Below are 19,389 nucleotides of genomic sequence, written 5' to 3'. Positions count from 1 at the left end.
ATGTATAAAGTTTTTGTGAATGAAAAAAAATTAAGTCTAACACAATTACCGGAATTAGACGTAAAGCACATAAAGTTTGATGGTGCGCATAGCCTTGAAATGGCAGTCGATTTTCTGGAAAACACGGCATCAGACGCTATTAATATTTATGGTGAAAATTTAGGGGAAATTTGGAATAGTTTTAAATCATTATTTAAACAGATCGAGGCTTCGGGCGGCGTGGTCTATAATCAGAAAAAGGAAATTTTGTTTATTCATAGACTAGGGAAATGGGATCTGCCGAAAGGAAAACTTGAAAAAGGAGAAACTATTGAAGAAAATGCAGTGCGGGAAGTTGAAGAAGAAACCGGCTTAAAACATCTTATTTTAGGACATTTTATCAACGAAACTTATCACATTTATACGGAAAGAGACGGCAAAAAAATTTTAAAAAAAACAAATTGGTTTAAAATGCTTTATGAAGGAAATGAAACCCCGATTCCACAAATTGAAGAAGGAATCAAAGAAGTTTCCTGGAAAAACAACGATATGATAAAAAATGATGTTTTGCCAAAAACTTTTCAGAATATCAAATTAATTCTGGAAGAAGCGGCAAAATCAGAGAACCTCTAAAATCTTTTCTAAAGCAATTCCACGGGATGCTTTTAATAAAATATTTTTAGTTTCGACCGGATTATTTCTGATTTGTTCAGTTAAATCATGCGTCGTTAAATAACTTTTTTCAGGTCTAATTTTCATAAAATTTGGGCCAACATATATTATCTGATCAAAGTTCAAACCTTCTGCAAAGTTTAAAATTTCTAAATGTTCTTTTTCACTTTCATCTCCCAACTCGAGCATATCGCCTATTATCACTGTCTTCGAACCTTCAAACTGACTAAAATTTTTCAAAGATTCTACCATAGAACTCGGATTTGCGTTGTACGTATCCAAAACTAAAATTTTTCCATTTCGATGCATGATCTGACTACGCATATTGGTTGGCTCATAATTTTCAACTGCTTCTTTTATTTGCTCAGCAGAAATGCCAAATTCTAGTCCTAAACTTGCAGCAGCGCAAAGATTGGTAAAATTATAATCGCCCGTCAAACGCGACATTATTTCTTCATTTTTATACTTAAAACCAACGAAAGTATTTTTTCTGATCAAATCGAAATTAAATTTACTTTCGTCTTTTCCAAAAGTTATTTTTTCCTGATAATTTTTAGTTTTTTCAACCTGAATCGGATCATTTTCATTAATTAAAATTTTCTGATCATTAGAAATCAAATAATCATATAATTCAGATTTACCTTTAATAACACCTTCTACTCCACCAAAACCTTCTAAATGTGCTTTACCAAAATTTGTGACATAGCCAATATTTGGTTGCGCCAAAGTACAGAGGAATTCAATTTCTTTTTGATGATTTGCGCCCATTTCGATGACCGCAATTTCGTGAAAATCTTTTACTGAAAGCAATGTTAAAGGAACGCCAATGTGGTTATTCAAATTCCCGGAAGTATACTGAACTTTAAATTTTTTAGATAAAACAGCGTGAATTAATTCTTTCGTTGTCGTTTTTCCATTACTTCCTGTAAGACCAATAACCGGAATTTTTAATTGTGAACGGTGATAAAGAGCCAATTCCTGCAAGAACTTTAACGTTGATTCAACGAAGAGAATATTTTTATCGGAATTTTCAAATGACTGATCTTCCACGATTACAGCCAAAGCTCCTTTTTCAATTGCTTCTAAAGCTTTTGACGCGCCGTTAAAACTTTCACCTGAAAAAGCAAAAAAAACATCATTTTCCGATACATCTTTGCTGTTAATACAAACTTTGTTTGCCTTTTTTAAAACAGAATAAAAATCTTTCACATCCATTTTCCAAAAATAAAAAATCTAGTTTGAACTTGGGCTAAAAATAAAAAAAACTTAAGTAAAATAAATTACTTAAGTTTTAAATTTAATATTTTGGCTAAAATCTTTATTGAAAAATATAACTTAAACCAACACTGATCGTTTGCTGCGATTTTTTCTTAGCAACGTCAGGATCATTTGTTTTAATCTCTGACGGAGAATTTTTCAAATCCGGATAAGCGTTCGATAAACCTGCATCATACTTCAAAGATAACTCCAGCTGTCTTTTGAAACTATAACCTACACCTGCACCAATATTAAAATTGAAGGTTGCAGCCTTTCCAAAATTTTCGATACTGTAAGATTCCGGTCGGTTTGTATCAGTAACTGTCTGACTCACTAAAAAATCAAATCTTGGTCCAGCGAAAGCAAAAAATTCGCTTTCAGCTTCAGAAAAATAAGCTTTAAAATTAATTGGCACACTGATATAATTACTCGAATACTTTGCATTATATCCCGGTTTATTTTTAGCATCTTTATCTTTCCCGGTTTCACCCGCGCCCAAATAAAGCAATTCTGGCTGAAGATAAAACTGGCTGTTGTTATCGATCGGAATTAATGCTAAAACGCCTGCATAAAACGAATACCTTGGCCCGGAAGGGTTATGCGCATTTTGTACACGGGAATAATTCGGCCCGGCTGTAATTCCGAAACGTGTGCTGCGCAAATCTATCTGTGCGGATAAAAAAACGGCGCTGAACAAAGCTGTGGATAAAATTAATTTTTTCATATCTGTGTGTGTTTATTTTAAGCTAAAACTTTCGCAACTGTTTTGCCGATATCAGCTGGCGAATCAACAACGTGAATGCCGTTCTTTCTCATAATTTCCATTTTTGCCTGTGCTGTATCATCTTCCCCACCTACGATAGCGCCGGCGTGACCCATTGTTCTTCCTTTCGGTGCAGTTTGTCCCGCGATAAATCCTACGACAGGTTTTTTAGAACCACTCGCAGCGTAATATTTTGCAGCTTCTGCTTCCAGATTTCCACCAATTTCGCCGATCATAACAACCGCTTCAGTTTCCGGATCATTAATGAACATTTCTAAAGCTTCTTTGGTCGTAGTCCCGATAATTGGATCTCCACCAATTCCGATGGCTGTAGAAACACCGAAACCGGCTTTCACAACCTGATCTGCAGCTTCGTAAGTTAAAGTTCCTGATTTTGAAACGATACCGACTTTTCCTTTTTTGAAAACAAAACCTGGCATAATTCCGATTTTTGCTTCATCAGAAGTAATAATTCCCGGACAGTTTGGTCCGATCAAACGGCAATCTCTATCAGAAATATAATGTTTTACTTTTACCATATCTTCCACAGGAATTCCTTCAGTAATACAAACGATCACTTTAATACCTGCATCAGCAGCTTCCATGATAGCGTCAGCAGCAAATGGCGGCGGTACAAAAATGATACTTACGTTTGCTTTTGCTTTTTCAACAGCTTCTGCAACAGTATTGAATACAGGTTTTCCTAAATGTTCAGAACCACCTTTTCCCGGTGTTACGCCCCCAACAACGTCGGTTCCATATTCTATCATTTGGCCAGCGTGGAATGTTCCTTCATTACCTGTAAAACCTTGTACAATTACTTTAGAATCTTTGTTTACTAATATTGACATTTTTTGTTTTTTATATATTTTTTTAATTTATCCTTAATTTTCACAAATTTAATTAATATTAAATGAAACTTGATTAATAGTCATTTTTTATTTTAAATTTTTGATCTTAATTTCTTTTCTTAAATAATCCCGAAATTCTTCAGCCAATTGTCCGAAATAGGTTTTACCGCCTTCCAGATCTTTGTTGACACCGGTTTTGCCTAAAATTACGGCGCCCTTGCCCACCCTTTTGCCGGAAGCCATAGCAACTTGTCCCCAAATTGTGACATCATCTTCAATAATGCAACAACCCGCGATCAAAGCGCCGGAAGCAATTAAGGTTCTGTTTCCTAAAACTGTGTCGTGACCAATCTGAATTAAATTGTCAAGTTTTGAACCTCTTTTAATAATCGTTGAATCTGTAACACCGCGATCAATGCAGCAGTTATTTCCGATTTCTACGTTGTCTTCTAAGATAACATTTCCAACAGAAATCATTCTATCATATTCACCGTTTAATTTTCTATAATAAAAAGCGTCGCCGCCCAAAACGGTGTTAGATTGAATGATGCAATTATCACCAATCTGAGTTCTGTCACCGATAACAACATTTGGAAAAATGGTGCAATTATTTCCGATTTTTACGTCATTACCGATAATTACGGAATGATGAATATTTGAATTATCACCGACCTCCACATTGTGAAGTTCTGTGATGAAAGGATTTATTTTCGTAAAATGTGAATTGATCAAATTAAAATCCCGGAAAGGATCGTCTGAAATTAAAAGTACTTTTCCTTCAGGCGCTTCTACTTTTTTATCAATTAAAATAATGGTCGCTTCAGAATTTAAAGCTTTATCGTAATATTTTGGATGATTAACGAAAACAATTTCACCGGCTTTCACGCGGTGAATTTCATTAGTTCCATTAATGGCAAAATTTTCATCACCAATAAATTCTGCCTGAATTAAATCGGCGATAGATTTTAATGTTTGTGGGTGTTGAAAAGTCATTTTTTAGCTTGTAGTTTTTAGTTTACGGGTTGTAGTTTAAACTTACGATAACTGTTCTTTTTATACCAAAATTGCAGCCCGACTTGAGTGAAGCTCATTTTGCTTAAAAGCTTTTCATATTTGTAGAAAATCTTCTGAGCAAAATAGCGGGAACGGAAGGCGGAAATGTCTGCCATAAAAAACTTATTTAACCCTTTCCAAATAACTTCCGTCTTCTGTATTTACTTTTATTTTGTCTCCAGCTTCAATAAATAAAGGCACATTTACAATTGCGCCAGTTTCCAAAGTTGCACGTTTTAAAGCGTTTGTTGCGGTATTTCCTTTCACGCCAGGATCTGCTTCGGTCACTTCTAAATAGACTGTTGGCGGAATTTCTGCAGAAAGTGGAGATTCATCTGCTTCTTTTAAAATGATGGTAACTTCCTCGCCAGGTTTCATGAACTGCGAATTTTCAATCATTTCTTTGTCGATGTAAAGTTGGGAAAAATCATCATTATTCATAAAATGAAATCCATTTTCATCATCGTATAAATACTGAAATTTTCGGGTAATTACTTTTACTTCATCTATTTTATTACCTGCAGAGAAAGTGTTATCCAATACTTTTCCATTGGTTACACTTTTCAATTTTGTACGCACGAATGCAGGACCTTTACCAGGTTTTACGTGCATAAATTCTATTACTTTAAAGATATCATTGTTAAATTCAATGCAAAGTCCTTTCTTAATATCGCCGCTTGTTGCCATTTACTTTTCTTGGTTTATTTTTTGTTAAAATCGTTTGATTTTGTTTTATTTAAAATATAAATTTATTCTTTACTGGTTCCATAACCTTTTACAATACCGCGTGGCGAATTTTGAATAAAGGTGAGAATTTCATCTCTTTCTGCGGTCGGCAGCATTTCTTTTTCAATGTAACTTACTGCTTGTGAAACATTTAATCCCATTTGAAAGATCGCGCGGTAAATTTTCTGAATTTCGAAGATCTTTTCATTGCTGTAACCTCTTCTTCTTAAACCTACGGAATTTATTCCTGCATAAGTGATGGGAACTCTACCAACTTTTACGTAAGGTGGAATGTCTTTTCTGATAAGTGATCCGCCGGAAATCATGGCGTGTTTGCCGATTTTCCCAAACTGCTGAATGGCAGAAAGTCCGCCCATAATCGAATAATCACCAATTTCTACATGACCTGCGATGCCACAGCCGTTTGCAATTATTACATTATCACCAATTAGACAATCGTGCGCAATGTGAGAAGTTGCCATTATTAAACAATTTTCCCCAATTTTTGTAAAACCTAATGCTTTTGTTCCACGATTTACTGTTACACATTCTCGCAAAGTAGTTCCATTTCCGATGATTACCTGAGTAACTTCGCCATCAAATTTTAAATCCTGAGGAACGGCAGAAATTACAGTGCCGGGGAAAATTTTACAATTATTTCCTATTCTGGCGCCTTCATAAATAGTTACATTAGAACCGATCCAGGTTCCCTCGCCAATTTCAACATCTGCGGCGACACTCGTAAATGCTTCTATGATGACATTTTTTCCAATTTTTGCTCTTTTATCAACAACGGATAACTGGTGAATCATAAGCTTTTAATCTTGTTTCATTTTAGCAACCTGTGCCATAAGTTCGGCTTCTACTACAACACTATCTCCTACATAACCGTAGCCTTGCATGTGAACAATGCCTCGTCTTATAGGTTCTAAAAGTTCAATCTTAAAAATCATAGTATCGCCAGGAACTACTTTTTTCTTAAATTTCACTTTATCTATTTTAATAAAATAAGTAGAATAATTTTCCGGATCCGGAACACTTGCCAAAACTAAAATTCCAGCAGCTTGTGCCATTGCTTCAACCTGCAAAACGCCCGGCATAACAGGTTCTTTTGGAAAATGACCTTGAAAAAAAGGTTCATTTACAGATACATTTTTTAAACCAACCACATGACTGTCAGAAATCTCCAAAATTTTATCAATTAAAAGAAAAGGCGCTCGGTGCGGCAACATCCGCATGATATCCACAATATCAAAAACCGGTGGTTTTGTTAGGTCAAAATCTGGAACATTTTTCTTTTTTTGAAGTTTCCACTGTCTATTTAATTTTTTTGCAAATTGTGTATTTACCTGATGACCAGGTTTATTTGCAATTACTTTTCCCTTAATTTTAACACCAACTAAAGCTAAATCACCAATTACATCCAACATTTTATGTCTTGCTGCTTCGTTAGGATGATTCAATGTTAAATTATCTAAAATGCCGTTTGGTCTTATTGAAATATTTTCTTTACCAAAAGCTTTTTTTAATTTTTCTGTAGTTTCCGGCGTTAATTCTTTATCTACATAAACAATTGCGTTACTGATATCACCACCTTTTATTAAACCATTGTCCAAAAGCATTTCAAGCTCATGAAGGAAACTGAAAGTTCTGGCGTTCGCTACTTCATCCTTAAATTCTGAAATATCTTTTATAGTTGCATTTTGTGTTCCTAAAACTTTAGTTCCAAAATCAACCATCGTCGTTATTTCATAGTTGTCCGAAGGAATGATCGTTATTTCAGAACCTGTTTCATTATCAACATAACTTAAAACTTCCTTTACTATCAAATATTCACGATTAATATTTTGTTCAAGAGTGCCGACTTTTTCAATGGCTTCTACAAAATATTTAGAAGAACCATCCATGATCGGTGGTTCTGCATTATTCATCTCAATATAACAATTGTCAACGTCCATTCCAACTAATGCTGCCAAAATGTGCTCGCAAGTGTGGATTTTCACACCTAATTTTTCTAAAGTTGTGCCGCGGTCAGTTGTCGTTACAAAATTAATATCAGCTTCCACCTGTGGATGACCTTCCAAATCTGTCCGGACGAAGACAAAACCGGTGTTTTCCTTCGCTGGTTTTAAAGTTACATTAACTTCTTTTCCTGTGTGTAAACCTATTCCTGAAAGACTAACTGCTTCATTAATAGTTTTTTGCTTATCACTCATTAGTTTTATCGTTTGAGTTTTTTTCTAATTTATTTAGCCTTTGTACAATGTCAGCGAAATTTCTGAAGTGAACGTAGTTTCTTCGAAAATCACTGGCATTCATCGATGGTGAACCGTACAAGATTTCGCCATCTTTTGTATTTTTAATAATTCCGCTTTGCGCCTGAATTTGAACGTTGTTACCAATTTTAATATGACCTACAATTCCAACCTGTCCACCGATCATATTCCAGTCACCTACAACGCTTGAACCTGCAATTCCTGTTTGTGCAGCAATCACATTATGTTTCCCGATTTTCACATTGTGTGCAATTTGAATCAAATTATCGATTTTTGTTCCTTCGCCAATAATTGTTGAGCCAATAGTACCACGGTCAATACTACAGTTAGAACCTATTTCAACATTATTTTCTATAATGACATTTCCAAGCTGAGGAATTTTTTCAAAACCATTTTTTGTAGGCTGAAAACCAAATCCGTCCGAACCGACAACGGTGTTTGAATGAATCACGCAATTATCACCGATCACGCAAAAATCATAAATTCTCGCACCACTGTAAATTTTGCAGTTTTTGCCAATTTTTACATTTTTACCGATGTAAACTTGCGGATATATTTGTGTTGATGCACCAATTTTAGATTTTTCAGAAATGTAGGCGTGTGATCCAACATAAGCATCATCACCAAGTTCCACAGTTTCATGGATTTTTGAACCATCTTCAATACCGGAACGCTTAGACTGCATTTCCTGATACATGTTCATTAAAACCTGAAAGGAAAGGTAAGCATCTTCCACAGCAATTATGGTTGGATTATAACTTTTATCTTCAAGTAATTTTTCTGAAACTATTAAAACAGAACATTGAGAATTTTGCAGATATTGAGTAAACCGCTCCTGTCCAACAAAAGATAAATGGCCTTCTAAGCCGCTCTCTATAGGTGATACGCCATTTATAACGGCATCTTTATTTCCTATAATTTTTCCGGCAATAATGCCGGCAATTTGCGCTGCTGTGAATTCCATATGTTGCAAAGATAATAAAAAACTCTTTTACAGAAATAGTTTATAATATGGAAATATTTATGCTATATCCCGTGGAAAATAAAGGATATATTTCGTGTTTTCGCCCATTATGAACGCAGATAAAATTTGATTTTCAGAATCTTCCAGTTTTACTTTTTCGCCGTTTTTTTGAAGTAAAAAAATAGGTTGATTTTCTGCATCATACGGAAGCAATGTTCTTTTTATTTCGCCGACAAGTTCTTTCCCGTTTTCAATATTAAATTGCAGATTAATTTTTTCAATTTTATCTTCAATAAATTCTTTGGTAAAAGGTTTTGATGAAATAATACTTTTAGGAAAATCTCTGTTAATAATGGCCTTACAATAATAAGACAATAGAAAATCTGAATTTTTCGTCCACTTTTTTATACTGAGAAGCACGTCATAATCATCAAGTTCTGTGAAACGCTCAATATCTTCAGCATTAGCTTTTGAGTGCTGACTTCTGTTTAAAAAATATTTCAAATTATCAGAGGCTGGAAGATCAATTCCTTCTGCGCATAAAAATTTTGCCCGTTGTAAAATTTTAACTAAAAAATGCTCAGCCAAAGATGCTGTTTTGTGAAAATAAACCTGCCAATACATGAACATTCTCGCGGTGAGATAATTTTCTATGGAATAAATACCTTTTACGTCTATCACCAATTCGTCATTCGAGACATTCATCATTGAAATGATCCTTTGTGCATTTACATTTCCTTCCGAAACACCGGAAAAAAAACTGTCTCTTTTTAAATAATCAAGTCTGTCAACATCAATTTGAGAAGAAACCAACTGATTAAAAAACTTACGATGATATTTTCCCTTAAACATTTCGATTGCCATCGATAATTCACCATCAAATTCCACATTTAATTGTTCCATTAATAATAAGGACAGTTTTTCATGGTGCCAGTCTTCAATTAAAATATTTTCTAAAGCGTGTGAAAATGGACCGTGACCGATGTCATGAAGTAAAATTGCTAAAAGCGCCGATTTTTCTTCTTCTTTTGAAATTTCAATACATTTTAATTTTAAATTTTCGAGTGCTGTAAACATTAAATGCATCGCACCTAAAGCATGGTGAAATCTTGTATGCGTTGCGCCGGGAAAAATTAAATTTAATAATCCGGTTTGTGAAATCCGTCGTAAACGTTGAAAAATTGGATGCTCGATCGCATCAAATAAAATTTCGTAAGGAATTTTGATAAATCCGTGAACAGGATCGTTAATGATTTTTAATTTATTGGTCATTAAGGCATTTTTTAAGATGCTACAAATTTAAAACTTATAAAACCAAAGCGATAATATTTTGTCCGATTTCTAAATAATATTTACTTATTAAAGCCTTAATAATTAACGATTATTTAACTTTAAAATAGCGTTTATTGGCAATTTAAAACCAAACAATCATTGTACTTTTGAGCAAGAAATATTTAAATAAAATAAAATGTCGGGAAAAATATTATGGATTGATGATGAAGTGGACCTTTTAAAACCACATATTGTTTTTCTTGAAAACAAAGGATACGAGGTAAAACCGATCAACAACGTAAATGAAGCACTGGAAATTTTAGCTAGTGAAAAATTTCAACTTGTTTTGCTTGATGAAAACATGCCGGGAATTTCTGGTCTTGAAGCTATTCCACTTTTAAAAAACATTGATTCTTCTTTAAAAATCGTGATGGTTACGAAAAATGAAGAAGAAAACATAATGGAACAGGCAATCGGTTCTCAAATTTCAGATTATCTGCTAAAACCAATTAATCCGAATCAGGTTTTATTGTCTTTAAAGAAAAATCTGCAGAGTGAAACTTTAGTTGAGCAACATACAATTTCTGAATACCAACAGGAATTCCGGAATTTAAGTATGGAACTTTCTTATCTAAAAACTGCCGCAGAATGGGCAGAATATTATAAAAAGATCCTGGCTTGGGAAATAAAATTTGACAAAGTTTTTGATAATGATTTCGCTGATCTTTTACAAAGTCAAAAAGAGGAAGCCAACATTCAGTTCTCAAAATTTATTGAAAATAATTATGAAGACTGGCTAAACAGCAACGAAAAACCGTTGATGAGTCACACGCTTTTTAAAGAAAAAGTGAAACCAATTGTTGAAAAAGACAAAACTTTGCTTTTGATGGTTGATAATTTGCGATACGATCAATGGAAAATGATCGAACCATTATTCACTAAATTTTACAATAAAACTTCGGAAGATTACTATTACAGTATTTTACCAACGGCAACTCAATATGCAAGAAATTCCTTTTTTGCAGGACTTTTGCCTTCAGAAATTGAAAAGAGATTTCCAGATAAATGGTTCAATGACAATGAAGATGGTAATAAAAATGAGTTTGAACGTGATTTCCTCGAAGACCAAATGAAACGTTTGGGCCTTTCCGCAAAAAGCATTAAATATTTAAAAATACTAAATTCTGATTTCGAGAAAAAAGTGCTGGACGAATTTAATCAGCATAAAAGTAATGATCTGATCGTAATAGTTTATAATTTCATCGATATTTTGTCACACGCAAAAACGGATAATAATATTGTAAACCAATTGATCAGAGACGATAAAACTTTTCGTTCGCTTACTTTAAACTGGTTTGAAAATTCTTCCATTATAAAGGTTATAAAATTAGCGGCGGAAAATGGCTTTAAGTTAGTTTTGACAACAGATCACGGAACTATTTATGTAAAAAAACCGAGTAAGGTTGTTGGCGACAGAGAAACTTCCACAAATATCCGTTACAAAACCGGAAGAAGTTTAACTTATGAAAAAAGTGATGTTTGGGCGGTAAATAATCCTGAAAAATTATTTTTACCGAAAGGAAATCTTAGTTCAAAATATATTTTTGCAAAGAATAATTTCTTTTTGGCTTACCCGAAAAATTATAATCATTTTGTAAATTATTACAAAGAAACTTACCAACACGGTGGAATTTCATTAGAAGAATGTATTATTCCGATATGCACATTTGAACCCAAATAGTTTTTCATAGTTTATTGTATTTGGGCCCTGGCGGGAAAAATCTTTGGATTTTTCCCGTTTTTTTTGTTTAATATTGAAATCTTCGGACGAAAAACTTACTGGACTTTTAGCCCCGGGTGAAGCGGCATCCTTTTTTGCTTAAAATAAATTTTCTTTTTAAAAACAAATCTTTCAAAGCAAAAAAGATAGAGCGGAAAACGGCTACAATTTTCGAAAAAATCTATAATCTTCTGGCTCCTTATTTTAAAAATTGTACGCGCCTAAGGCTCGTTCTTACTTTGCTGATTACGGTTGATAGAGAGATAAACCGGAACGCCAATTAAAATCAAAATAAATCCTGGCCACGTATATTGCGGTTTGTAGAAAATTAACAAGACGCAAAAAGTAGTCCCGATGATTAAATAAAGCAACGGCGTAATTGGGTAAAGCCAGGTTTTGTAAGGTCTTTCTAAATCCGGACTTTTAAATCTGAGGTAAATTACACCGAACACGGTGATCATGTAAAAAAGGACGATTACGAAGGAAATCATATCTAAAAGATCGCCGTATTGTCCGCTGAGAGCCAAAACGCACGCCCAACCGCCCTGCATCCAAAGTGATTTTTCCGGCACGTCATTTTTGTTATTTTCTATTGCGGCTTTGAAAAACAAACCGTCTTTCGCCATAGTTTGAAAAACTCTTGATCCTGCGAAAACCAATCCGTTGATGCAGCCAAAGGTTGAGATCATTACTAAAATCGCAATAATTACAGTTCCAACACTTCCGAAAATTTGTTGGGAAGCGGCAACTGCAGTTCTGTCATTTGTGGCAAACGCAATTCCGTTTCTGTCTAAAACATTGAGGTAAACCAAATTGATCAAAAGATATAAAACCATCACGACGGAAGTTCCTAAAACCATTGATTTTACGACGTTTTTCTTGGGATTTTCTATTTCGCCGGACATGAAAGTTACATTTTCCCACGCAACACTGGAAAAGACGGAACCGACCATTGCGGCGGCAATTCCACCCAATAATGTCACGCCAGAAATAGGTTGCCAACTTGTATTTTTAAGATTTTGAAAAGCCTGCGTTCCAAAACTCATATTTTCTGCCCAATGTGAATTTTTAACCAAAATAAAGCCTAAAACGATAATTCCTAGAAGTGCAATTACTTTTGAAGCCGTGAAAATATCCTGAACAATTTTGCCATTTTTCATTCCTTTTGTATTGATGAAAGTGAGCAACAAAATAATTCCTATTGAAAGAATTTGTATCCAGGTGATTTGAAAAGTGCCTTGTTGAAATATGGGTGCGGCTTCATTTAAACTTGGAATTAAATACGCCGTAAACTTACTGAAAGCCATTGCAACTGCAGCAATTGTCCCGGTTTGTATCACGGTAAAAAGTCCCCAACCATAAAGGAAACCTGTCATTTTCCCGAAAATTTTTGTGATGTAAGTGTATTGTCCGCCAGCCTTTGGAAACAAGGCGGAAAGTTCGCCATAACTGATTGCGGCGGCGATGGTCATTATTCCTGTAATTATCCAAACGACGATGAGCCAAAATCCTGAACCGAGATTTCGCATCATATCTGCGCTGACGATAAATATTCCCGAGCCGATCATCGAGCCCATTACGAGCATTACGGCGTCCCAAAGTTTCAGTTTTCTGTTCATTAGTTTTAGTTTTGAAGCCGTAAATATAAATTTTTTTCGACTAAATCGTTAAAGGATCTTAAAAAGGTTTGATGAAAATTAAAATTTAATTTATATTTTTACAGAAATCAAAAAAAATGAAAAAAATAATATTGACTTTAAGCCTTGTTTTAGGAACAATGATTTTCGCGCAATCCGGTCCACCTGCAGGAAATGCTTCGTTAGGTGAAATCTACGGAAGTGAAGTTTCTGATTCAGCTTTGAAAACTGCTGTGAGTGCGACAGAATTGGAAGAAAGATTACAAAAAAACAACAAACTTGAAAATGTCGCCATTAAAGGAAGAGTGGAACAGGTTTGCGAAATGGAAGGTTGCTGGCTCACCATAAAAACGGACAGTAAAAATAGATTTTTTGTTAAAACAAAAGATCACGCGTTCTTAGTTCCTTTGGCATTACGCGGGAAAAATGTTGTTTTGACCGGAAATGCAGAGATGAAAATGACGTCTGTAAAAGAACTTCAACACTACGCAGAAGATGCGAAAAAATCTAAGGAAGAAATTGCCATGATCACGAAACCAAAACAGGAAGTGAATTTTATGGCGAGCGGAATTAAAGTTGTGGAATAGTTGTCAGTTGTCAGTTGTCAGTTGTCAGTTGTCAGTTGTCAGTTGTCAGTTGTTAGTTGTCAAATTAATAAAAACTTATAATCCGGTGCAATTTGCATCGGATTTTTTATTGATATAAAATTGTAAGTAATACTTATTTTAAGATTCCACGCTGCACTTTGTTCCGCTCTGAATGACAAACAATCTTTATTTAAATTATATTTCTCTCAATTTTAAAAGTTGAAACAAAAAACAAATCTTCAATTTTAGCCCTGATGGAAGCGGCATCCTTTTTTGCTTGACTTAAATTTTCTTTTTAAAACAACATTTCGAAAGCAAAAAAGATACAGCGGACAGCGGGAAGAGGCTTCGGAAAACGCGAAAATATTCTGCTCCTAATTCTGAAGATTTTTAAATAAAAGACAAAAAAAATCCGCTCTAAAATTAATTAAAGCGGATTTTATATTTAATGAGAATTACGATTTCGCCATTCTGTCATTTCTCTTTCTTTCGTCTTCGTTTAAGACTTTTTTACGCATTCTGATAAAGTTTGGCGTTACTTCGATCGCCTCATCTTCCTGAATATATTCCATACATTCTTCTAAAGAGAACAATGTTTTTGGTGCGATGCTTCCGTCTTTATCTTTACCGGCTGCACGGATGTTATTCAATTGTTTTGCTTCAACGATATTGATAACCAAATCGCCCGGTTTGTTTTGCTCACCGATGATCATACCACCATAAATCTGCTCACCCGGATCTACATAAAACACACCTCTATCCTGTAATTTCGCGATAGAATATTCTGTTGCAGGACCTTGCGCTTTACTTACTAAAACACCATTACTTCTTCCCGGAATAGCACCTTTGAAAGGTTTGTACTCTAAAAATCTGTGTGCCATAATTGCTTCACCAGCCGTTGCAGTCAACATGTTAGAACGCAATCCGATCAAACCTCTGGAAGGAATTTCAAATTCTAAATGCTGCATTTCGCCTTTAGTTTCCATGATCAAAAGATCACCTTTTCTTTGCGTTGCAAGATCGATCACTTTAGAAGCAAATTCTGCAGGAACGTCAACTACCATACTTTCGTAAGGCTCACATTTTACGCCATCAATTTCTTTTATAATAACCTGTGGTTGACCTATCGTCATTTCGTAACCTTCTCTTCTCATCGTTTCAATTAAAACTGATAAGTGAAGAATACCACGACCAAATACTAAAAATGTATTCGCATCTTGTGTTGGCTCAACTCTTAAGGCTAAATTTTTCTCTAACTCACGGAATAAACGATCTTTCAAGTGATTTGATGTCACAAATTTTCCATCTTTTCCAAAGAAAGGTGAATTATTAATAGAGAATGTCATGTTCAAAGTAGGCTCATCAATTGCCGTTCTTGGCAATGGATCTGGATTTTCAAGATCTACGAATGAATCACCTATCTGGAATTTATCAAAACCAACGATCGCACAGATATCACCTGCTTTTACTTCCTGAACTTTCTTTTTACCAAGACCTTCAAAAACGTAAAGTTCTTTTACTTTTCCTCTAACTATTTTACCATCTTCCTGCGCCAAACCAATTTGTTGTGATTCTTTTACAGTTCCCTGGATAATTTTACCAATTGCAATTCTACCTAAAAATGAGGAGAAATCAAGAGATACAATCTGCATTCTTAATGGACCTTCTTTTGCTTCCGGCGCTGGAACGTGTTCCAAAATACCGTCTAATAAAGGAAAAATATTATTAGTTTCTTCTAATGAAGTATTAAACCAGCCATTTTTAGATGAACCGTAGAAAGTTGGGAAATCCAACTGCTCTTCTGTTGCATCCAGGTTAAAGAAAAGGTCAAAAACCTGATCGTGAACTTCTTCCGGACGACAGTTTGGTTTATCCACTTTATTGATTACTACAACTGGTCTTAAACCTAATTCTAATGCTTTAGAAAGCACGAATCTTGTCTGTGGCATTGGTCCTTCAAAAGCATCTACTAATAAAAGTACACCATCTGCCATTTTCAATACACGCTCTACTTCCCCACCGAAATCGGCGTGACCTGGCGTATCAATTACGTTAATTTTAGTTCCGTGGTACATCACAGAAATATTTTTAGACAAAATGGTAATTCCACGCTCTCTTTCAAGATCGTTGTTGTCCATTATAAGTTCGCCTTTTTCCTGATCTTCTCGGAAGACACTTGTTGCGTGGATAATTTTATCAACCAAAGTTGTTTTACCGTGGTCAACGTGTGCGATAATCGCGATATTTCTAATATTTTGCATACCTGTTTTTTACGTGTGCAAAAGTAATCATTTTTTTTGAATTATGGTTAATGTAATTTTTAATGTAAATCATTATTAATATTAAAATTGGGAAAATGTAACAGTTTATCAATGTAGCAGTTTAACAATAAGATTATCAGAAAGTTTTAAGTGATTTTACTTAAATAAATTTTTGAACGCAGAGTTTGCGGAGATTTATTTTTTATTATTCATATATAAGTTTCGCAGAGCCGTTTCGCTTGGGAGAGAAAATTCAAAGTTCAAAATAAATAAATCTTGATTTAATCCAAGATTTTATACAATATTTTAAAGTATCTTTGACTAACTAAATTTTAAAAGATGAAAAATTATATAATATTTATTTTTGCGTCAATATTTATTTTTTGTACCTCATGCAGAACTGAAGAAAAGCAAAATTTAGACGTTAATGTTTCGGGAAATGTCGCAAAACAAAATAGTGTTAGTATTTCCGATGTCAAAATATTGATAACAAGGGGAAAATCGATAACTTATTTTCCAGCAATTTATAAAGCATTTGACTCATTAACTACAGACAAAAACGGTAATTACAGTTACATTGTTAAAGATGACGGATATGAATATAAAGTTTGTTGTGGTGTTCCTCAAGGTTATTCTTCAGTTTCGCCTAATTGTAAGGATGTAAATAAGAGTATTGTAAATAGCCACACAGTTCCGAATATTATCAATTTCACTGTAACTAAATAGAATTTTTTTACCTAAATTCCATTCTTAAATCTAATAATTTTTGTCTCAATAAAAGGCGCAAGAAAATCTTTAGATTTTCCCTTTTTGTAAAGGGTGGAGAATTTCCAACATACAAAATAATTAAAGACCAACGCAAAGTCGCAATCCTTTAAATTTACACTTAAAACAAGGCGCAAGAAAATCTGCAGATTTTCCCTCTGTGTCCTTTTGTGCTTACAACAATAATAATCTTTGTGACTTTGTGGTAAAAATCCTTATAGTTCTCTGCTGAATGAAATGACTCTGCGAAACTTAAAACATTAGCAATACTAAAAAAACTTCTGTGTTCTCTGCGTTTAAAATTCGTAATTGCATTTCGTAATTCTAAACCTTACTTTTGTCATTCAAGCCAAAACTATGAGCAACCTCAACTTCATCCAGCAAAAATTAAACATTCTCGCCAATAATATTGAATCCACTTTAAAACTCTTCGCCGAAGACTGTACCATTCCCTTTATAGCACGATACAGAAAAGACAGAACCGGAAATCTGGATGAAGTGCAGATCGAGGATATTTATAAACTCAACAAAGCGTTTTCAGAAATTGAAAAGCGGAAAGAAAGTATTTTAAAATCCATTGAAGAACAAAATGCTTTAACTTCAGATTTAAAAAAAAAAATTGAACAAAGTTTCGACCTTCAGGAACTGGAAGATTTCTATTTGCCTTACAAGAAAAAGCGCAAAACAAAAGCCGATACTTCACGGGAAAATGGTTTAGAACCTTTGGCGAGAATCATTATGGCGCAAAACGCAAACGGTTTATTGTCGCTGGCTTCAAAATATTTAAATGAAAACGTAAAAACCGAAGAAGACGCATTCCAGGGCGCGCGTGACATCATGGCAGAATGGATCAATGAAAATATTTATGTCCGGAAAAACCTGCGACGCTTATTTCAAAAAACGGCTTTAATTACATCAAAAGTCATCAAGACAAAAGCCGAAGAGGAACCGGCGCAAAAATTCAAACAGTATTTCAACTGGCAGGAAAGTTTAGATAAAATTCCTTCGCACCGATTGCTGGCGATTTTACGCGCCGAAACAGAAGGATTTGTCCACGTAAAAATTGAAGTTGAGAAAAATGAAGCCTTAAATTTCATGGACAAAACTTTGGTTAAAAACAATTCCGAAAGTGCCGAACACATTTATTCAGCCATCGAAGATTCTTACAAAAGATTGCTCGAACCTTCCCTATCCACCGAAGTTTTAACCGACGCAAAAGCCAAAGCCGATGAAAAGTCCATTCAGGTTTTTGCCGAAAATTTAAGCCAGTTATTACTCGCGCCACCTTTGGGCGAAAAAAGAATTTTAGCCATTGATCCCGGATTTAGAACCGGTTGCAAAGTCGTTTGTCTGGATGAAAAAGGCGATCTTTTGCACAACGAAACCATCTTTCCGCATCCGCCCCAAAATGAAACGGCAATGGCGGTAAAGAAAATAAAATCCCTGATCAGCGCTTATAATATTGAAGCGATCTCGATCGGAAACGGAACGGCGGGCCGGGAAACCGAGTTTTTCATTAAAAAGATCCGCTTTGAAAGAGATCTGGAAGTCTTCGTGGTTTCCGAGGCGGGCGCGTCCATTTATTCTGCGAGTAAAATTGCGCGGGAAGAATTTGGCAATTATGACGTCACCGTTCGTGGCGCGGTTTCCATCGGCAGAAGACTGTCTGATCCTTTGGCGGAACTGGTGAAAATTGACGCCAAGTCCATCGGCGTCGGGCAATACCAACACGATGTGAATCAAACCAAACTCAAAAACGAGCTCGATTCTGTGGTGATGCGCTGCGTCAATTCCGTCGGCATCAACCTCAACACCGCGAGTAAATCGCTGCTCAGTTATGTTTCCGGCATTGGCGAAAAAATGGCAGAAAACATCGTGACCTACCGCACAGAAAACGGCGCTTTCCAAAGTAGAAAAGACCTGAAAAAAGTCCCGCGTCTCGGTGAAAAAGCCTTTCAGCAATCTTCCGCTTTTTTACGCATTCACAACGCCAAAAACCCGCTCGATAATTCTGCCGTTCATCCCGAAACTTACGCTTTAGTAGATAAGATGGCAAAAGATCTGAAACTAAAATCTGAAGCCCTCATTGGCGACAAAGAAAAAATTAAAACCATCGATCCTGAAAATTACGTCTCAGAAACCATCGGTATTTTAGGCATCAAAGACATTTTGAAGGAACTTGAAAAACCCGGTTTAGACCCGCGGAAATCGGCAAAAGTATTTGAATTTGACCCGACTTTGAAATCCATAAAAAACCTGAAAGTGGGCATGACGGTTCCCGGGATCGTGAATAATATCACGGCTTTTGGCTGCTTTGTAGATCTGGGCATTAAGGAAAGCGGTCTGGTGCACATTTCCCAGTTAAAAGAAGGTTTCGTGTCCGACGCGAATGAAGTTGTAAAACTGCAGCAGCACGTCACCGTAAAAGTGCTGGAAGTAGATGAAGACCGCAAAAGAATTCAGTTGACGCTGGTTTTGTGAGGCGGAAATTAGAAGTGAAATTTTAGAAATCAGAACAGCCTTTTAATTTTTTAGGAGCAAGACGG

General features: G+C 35.1%; 16 protein-coding genes. 5 read left to right on the top strand and 11 right to left on the bottom strand.

The annotated features are described in order from the left end of the window. Positions 1-612 carry an NUDIX hydrolase gene (locus BM238_RS00195; RefSeq protein WP_090078181.1) on the top strand — a complete coding sequence of 204 codons (612 nt, stop codon included), beginning with the start codon at positions 1-3 and terminating at the stop codon, positions 610-612. On the opposite strand, the gene BM238_RS00190 is transcribed toward BM238_RS00195, so the two are convergent. From BM238_RS00190 to BM238_RS00150, 9 genes are all read right to left on the bottom strand, one after another. Next, entirely contained in the window at positions 598-1,866 is a 1,269-nt protein-coding gene (locus BM238_RS00190) for a UDP-N-acetylmuramoyl-tripeptide--D-alanyl-D-alanine ligase (RefSeq protein ID WP_090078180.1), read from the bottom strand. The genes BM238_RS00195 and BM238_RS00190 overlap by 15 nt on opposite strands. 103 nt (positions 1,867-1,969) lie before the next feature. Continuing rightward, entirely contained in the window at positions 1,970-2,632 is a 663-nt protein-coding gene (locus tag BM238_RS00185) for a porin family protein (protein ID WP_090078179.1), read from the bottom strand. Between the two features lie 17 nt (positions 2,633-2,649). After that, entirely contained in the window at positions 2,650-3,522 is an 873-nt protein-coding gene (gene sucD / locus BM238_RS00180; RefSeq protein ID WP_090078178.1) for a succinate--CoA ligase subunit alpha, read from the bottom strand. Positions 3,523-3,609: 87 nt separating this feature from the next. Next, complete coding sequence (locus BM238_RS00175; protein WP_090078177.1) at positions 3,610-4,515, bottom strand: UDP-3-O-(3-hydroxymyristoyl)glucosamine N-acyltransferase; 906 nt, start codon at positions 4,513-4,515, stop codon at positions 3,610-3,612. Between the two features lie 183 nt (positions 4,516-4,698). Next, positions 4,699-5,262: an elongation factor P gene (gene efp, locus BM238_RS00170; protein ID WP_090078176.1), complete on the bottom strand. Its 564-nt coding sequence runs from the start codon at positions 5,260-5,262 to the stop codon at positions 4,699-4,701. 62 nt (positions 5,263-5,324) lie between these two features. Further along, positions 5,325-6,113: an acyl-ACP--UDP-N-acetylglucosamine O-acyltransferase gene (gene lpxA / locus BM238_RS00165; RefSeq protein ID WP_090078175.1), complete on the bottom strand. Its 789-nt coding sequence runs from the start codon at positions 6,111-6,113 to the stop codon at positions 5,325-5,327. A 6-nt stretch (positions 6,114-6,119) separates the two neighbouring features. Next, the gene (locus BM238_RS00160) at positions 6,120-7,517 is read right to left on the bottom strand and encodes a bifunctional UDP-3-O-[3-hydroxymyristoyl] N-acetylglucosamine deacetylase/3-hydroxyacyl-ACP dehydratase (RefSeq protein WP_090078174.1); all 1,398 of its coding nucleotides are present in this window, start codon (positions 7,515-7,517) and stop codon (positions 6,120-6,122) included. After that, positions 7,510-8,541 carry a UDP-3-O-(3-hydroxymyristoyl)glucosamine N-acyltransferase gene (gene lpxD, locus BM238_RS00155; RefSeq protein ID WP_090078173.1) on the bottom strand — a complete coding sequence of 344 codons (1,032 nt, stop codon included), beginning with the start codon at positions 8,539-8,541 and terminating at the stop codon, positions 7,510-7,512. The genes BM238_RS00160 and lpxD overlap by 8 nt, the downstream gene beginning before the upstream one ends. A gap of 57 nt (positions 8,542-8,598) precedes the next feature. Beyond that, positions 8,599-9,813: an HD domain-containing protein gene (locus tag BM238_RS00150; protein WP_090078172.1), complete on the bottom strand. Its 1,215-nt coding sequence runs from the start codon at positions 9,811-9,813 to the stop codon at positions 8,599-8,601. A 196-nt stretch (positions 9,814-10,009) separates the two neighbouring features. Between BM238_RS00150 and porX the strand changes: the two genes are divergently transcribed. Next, entirely contained in the window at positions 10,010-11,554 is a 1,545-nt protein-coding gene (gene porX / locus BM238_RS00145) for a T9SS response regulator signal transducer PorX (protein WP_090078171.1), read from the top strand. Positions 11,555-11,814: 260 nt separating this feature from the next. On the opposite strand, the gene BM238_RS00140 is transcribed toward porX, so the two are convergent. Next, positions 11,815-13,212 carry an APC family permease gene (locus tag BM238_RS00140; protein ID WP_090078170.1) on the bottom strand — a complete coding sequence of 466 codons (1,398 nt, stop codon included), beginning with the start codon at positions 13,210-13,212 and terminating at the stop codon, positions 11,815-11,817. Positions 13,213-13,328: 116 nt separating this feature from the next. On the opposite strand from BM238_RS00140, the gene BM238_RS00135 reads away from it, so the two are divergent. Further along, complete coding sequence (locus BM238_RS00135) at positions 13,329-13,817, top strand: DUF4920 domain-containing protein (RefSeq protein WP_090078169.1); 489 nt, start codon at positions 13,329-13,331, stop codon at positions 13,815-13,817. Positions 13,818-14,272: 455 nt separating this feature from the next. On the opposite strand, the gene typA is transcribed toward BM238_RS00135, so the two are convergent. After that, the gene (gene typA, locus BM238_RS00130; protein WP_090078168.1) at positions 14,273-16,078 is read right to left on the bottom strand and encodes a translational GTPase TypA; all 1,806 of its coding nucleotides are present in this window, start codon (positions 16,076-16,078) and stop codon (positions 14,273-14,275) included. 339 nt (positions 16,079-16,417) lie between these two features. Here typA and BM238_RS00125 point away from each other — a divergent pair, with 339 nt between their 5' ends. Together BM238_RS00125 and BM238_RS00120 are read left to right on the top strand one after the other, a co-directional pair. Further along, positions 16,418-16,804, top strand: coding sequence for a hypothetical protein (locus BM238_RS00125; protein WP_090078167.1), 387 nt, complete (start codon positions 16,418-16,420; stop codon positions 16,802-16,804). A 396-nt stretch (positions 16,805-17,200) separates the two neighbouring features. Then, positions 17,201-19,324: a Tex family protein gene (locus BM238_RS00120; RefSeq protein WP_090078166.1), complete on the top strand. Its 2,124-nt coding sequence runs from the start codon at positions 17,201-17,203 to the stop codon at positions 19,322-19,324. The last annotated feature ends 65 nt before the right edge of the window (positions 19,325-19,389 follow it).

The organism is Halpernia frigidisoli (genome assembly GCF_900113805.1).
Classification (GTDB): domain Bacteria; phylum Bacteroidota; class Bacteroidia; order Flavobacteriales; family Weeksellaceae; genus Halpernia; species Halpernia frigidisoli.
This window is presented reverse-complemented; position numbering and strand designations above follow the sequence as displayed.